Below are 3,879 nucleotides of genomic sequence, written 5' to 3'. Positions count from 1 at the left end.
TTCTATTGCAACTTTTGCTTTAAATGTTGAGCTAAATTTACGACGTGTTCTTTTCATTTTTTCCATGAGTTTAATTTACATTATTTTTCAATTAAGCTCCTGGTCTAATTTTCTTAGGGTATTATAGGATTTCTGCCTTTGACTTTATTCTTACTAGTAAATGAAAATGATTAGGCATCAATACCCAAGCGTAAGTATCAGAAATTGGTTCTATATGTTTATCGTACAATTCTAGAAAACGTTTATAATTATTCGCCTCTCTGAATAGATCACAGCCATCAATCCCGCGATTATAAATGTGATAATAGGTGTCATGTTCTAGTGGAGTGTTTGTTGTATTCATTGTTTTGTTATTACTATTATTAACCTGACAGGTTATTTTACATGATGTTTATAACCTGTCAGGTTTTATAGTTATTGCTTCAAGATCTTATAGCTTATCACGCCACTTTTAGATTGAATTTTAAGAATGTACATGCCATTTTTTAAATTGGAAATATTCAATTGTTCTGAACTGGAAAAGCTTTCCTGCTGAACTTGAATCTGACCTTTTACATCGTAGATATAAATCATTCGATCTTCGTTCTTTTCAAACTTGATATTCAAATCGGTGATTACCGGATTCGGATAAACCTGAATGGAACTTTTAAGAACCTCATTTATTCCTGTTGCAATATTAATTGTTATAGCACTGGTTGCAACAACAATATCAGGGAATTCTTCGTTGGTCATTTCACAATGGTAGGTTCCAGATTTTAAGAATTTAAACACTCCAGTTTTCACTTTCTGAATGGTACTCTCGTCGTTTACTTCTGTCATTCCGTAATCAGTAGTCCATCTAAAAGTTGTTTCTTTTTCATTAAATAAGGCTTCTTCTGAGTAATTAAGTTCATAATCTACTTCTTTATTAACTTCATCAAAAACATCAAATTGTCTTGACATATAATCAGCTGATAGTTTATCTACTTCTATCAGTTTAGGATTTATTGCCTTAATCTTATTTAGATTAGAAAGTGGCAAATGGTTTTGATCAATATTTAATTTAATCAGTCTGTAATTGTTATATTCACTTAGCGATAGATCAGATAACTCATTGTATGAGCAATTAAGAGTATTCAGTGATGAATTTGAATATATATTAAGATCGGTTAATTTATTGTGAGAACAATCCAACTCCTTAAGTTGAGAGTTTTCACTGAGATCCATGCTACTAATCTGATTGTAGTTACATGTCAGTTTTGTGATACTTGTGAAATAAGCTACTCCTGTAAGGTCTGAGATACTTTTGTTACTAACATTTAACTCTTCTTTATATGTAGCTGCTTCATATTCCGATATCTCATTATCACCATCAAGATTTAATAGAGTATTTTCTACTAAGGCTTTTTTGAAATTCGCATCAGGTATATTGACTATATCATTGTTATAAATGCTAATTGTATTGGTTTTGAGTGTTAAATTTGGAAAGCTTGCATTGGTCATTTCACAATAATAAGCACCATCTTTCAAAAAGGTGAACATGCCATTTCCATCTTCCTGTAAGTCCTCAGCACTTACCTCTGAATTCTCTCTATACCATTTAAAAGAGGTTTCATTGCCATCAATCAATACCTCTGATGAATAATCTATTTGATAATTTATAATTTCGTTTATTGCTGAAAATAGCCGCTTGTTTGAATCATAGGCTAGTTCTGAATAACGTTCTTTTATTTTTTGTAATTCAGAAAAAGGGAATTTGTTGTTGTTGCAATTAAGACTTGCAATAGCTGTATTGTTGGCTAAATCTAAACTTGTTAATTGATTGCTGCCGCAATAAAGAGATGTAATAGCTGTGTTGTTGGTTAAATCTAAACTTGTTAATTGATTGCTGCCGCAATCAAGGGATGTAATAGTTGTGTTATTTGTCAAATCTAAGCTAGTTAGTTGATTGTTTTGGCAATCAAGGGATGTAATAGCTGTGTTGTTGGTTAAATCTAAACTAGTTAAATTATTCCCGTCGCAATAAAGACTTGCAATAGCTGTGTTATTTGTCAAATCTAAGCTTGTCAAGTCATTATAATAGCAATAAAGTTTTGTAATAGCTGTAATGTTTGTCAGATCCAAGCTAATCAATTGATTGTATCCGCAATTAAGGCTTGTAATTGCTGTATTCTTGTTTAAGTCTAAACTTTTTAGATGATTGTTATATACACTTAATGATATTAAGTTTGTAAAGTATTCTATGCTTGTGAGATCAGCTATATTCTTAGAGCCTAACTCTAGGCTTGTAGTAAGTAATGCTTCAAAATCAGAAATTTCAGTATCTTCATTGGTGTTTATTGACGTATTATCGACCAATGCCTTTTTAAAATTGGCATCGGGAATTTCGATTATATTATTGTTGTTAATGGTAACAGATTCAGTTGTTAGTTCTGCCTCAGGGAAAGTCTCATTTGTCATTTTGCAATAATAAATGCCTTGCTTTAGGAATTTGTATATTCCATTACCCGTTTTACTTACAACAGTTTCATCAACTATCTTATCATTAATAGCGTACCATGTAAACACAGTTGCTGTTCCATCTATTAAAGCTTCATCCGAATAATCTATATCAAAAGCATCAGCTTTCTCTATAGGCGAAAATAATTTTTTCGTAGATATATAACTAAATTCGCTATACTTAGTCTTGATTTTTTGTAATTCAGAAAAAGGAAATTTGTTGTTTTCGCAATTAAGATATGTAATAGCTGTGTTGTTTGTCAGATCCAAGATAATCAATTGATTATCAGAGCAAGTAAGGCTTGTAATAGCTGTATTGTTGGTTAAATCTAAACTAGTTAAATTATTTCCGTCGCAATCAAGGTATGTAATATCTGTGTTGTTTGCCAGATCCAAGCTAATCAATTGATTGTCTGAGCAATTAAGATGTGTAATAGCTGTGTTGTTTTTCAGATCTAAGCTAGGTAAGTCATTATAATAGCAATAAAGGTTTGTAATAGCTGTATTGTTTGTCAGATCTAAGCTTGTTAAGTCATTATAATAGCAATAAAGGCTTGTAATTGCGGTATTCTTGCTTAGATCTAAACTGGTTAATTTATTACTTCTGCAATTAACTTGAGTAATATTTATAAAATATTCTATTCCTGTTAAATCTGAAATGTTAAGTTCTGCTATATTGATTGATCCTGTAAAAGCCACCGCCTCACTTTCCGAAATCTCCCCATCACCATCGGTATTAATTGCAGTATTCTCTACTAATGCTTTTTTAAAGTTGACATCGGGAATGTTTATGTTTTGTGCATTTAGAGTAATGCTTGCAAAAAAGAATAGTAGTAGGGTAAAGTTTTTAATCATAGTATCGGTATTTATAGATCAGGATAAGTTGTTTGCTTTATTATGTGTTTTGAATATTGATTGAATGTAATTATTTATGAAAAATTAGATGTTTCCTTATTTTAAGTGCATTACGTGAATCAGTAGCAAAAGTTAGAGCCGCTATTTAAATTAACTAGTTTAGAAATCGGATAGCTTATTTTCGTAATGAGAATCAAATTTTTCGATTTTTGCAACTTGCGAATAATAATTTATTTGTATAGAACCGTAAGTTTAACATATAGAACTATTTAGGTAGAGTGTAAGTTAGGCAGAGTATACTTTAAAATCTTGTGAAATAAGTTCAGTGTGGGGATTGGTTGGTAGATGACGAGTTGTTAAATAAAATCAATTTAAATAGTGGTGATTATGTTTTTAAAGTTATTGTGAGATGGGAATTGTATAATACCCTAAGAAAATTAGACCAGGAGCTTAATTGAAAAATAATGTAAATTAAACTCATGGAAAAAATGAAAAGAACACGTCGTAAATTTAGCTCAACATTTAAAGCAAAAGTTGCAATAGAAG

1 protein-coding gene is annotated in these 3,879 nt (G+C 30.7%); it reads right to left on the bottom strand.

Annotated features, from left to right (window positions below):
* Positions 1-414: 414 nt before the first annotated feature.
* A complete protein-coding gene (locus BZG02_RS20535) occupies positions 415-3,333 on the bottom strand; it encodes a T9SS type A sorting domain-containing protein (protein WP_101263621.1) in 2,919 nt (972 codons plus the stop codon).
* Positions 3,334-3,879 lie beyond the last annotated feature (546 nt).

Source organism: Labilibaculum filiforme (assembly GCF_002843315.1).
Classification (GTDB): domain Bacteria; phylum Bacteroidota; class Bacteroidia; order Bacteroidales; family Marinifilaceae; genus Labilibaculum; species Labilibaculum filiforme.
The sequence above is the reverse complement of the archived record's forward strand: the minus strand, read 5'-3'. Positions and strand labels throughout refer to the sequence as shown.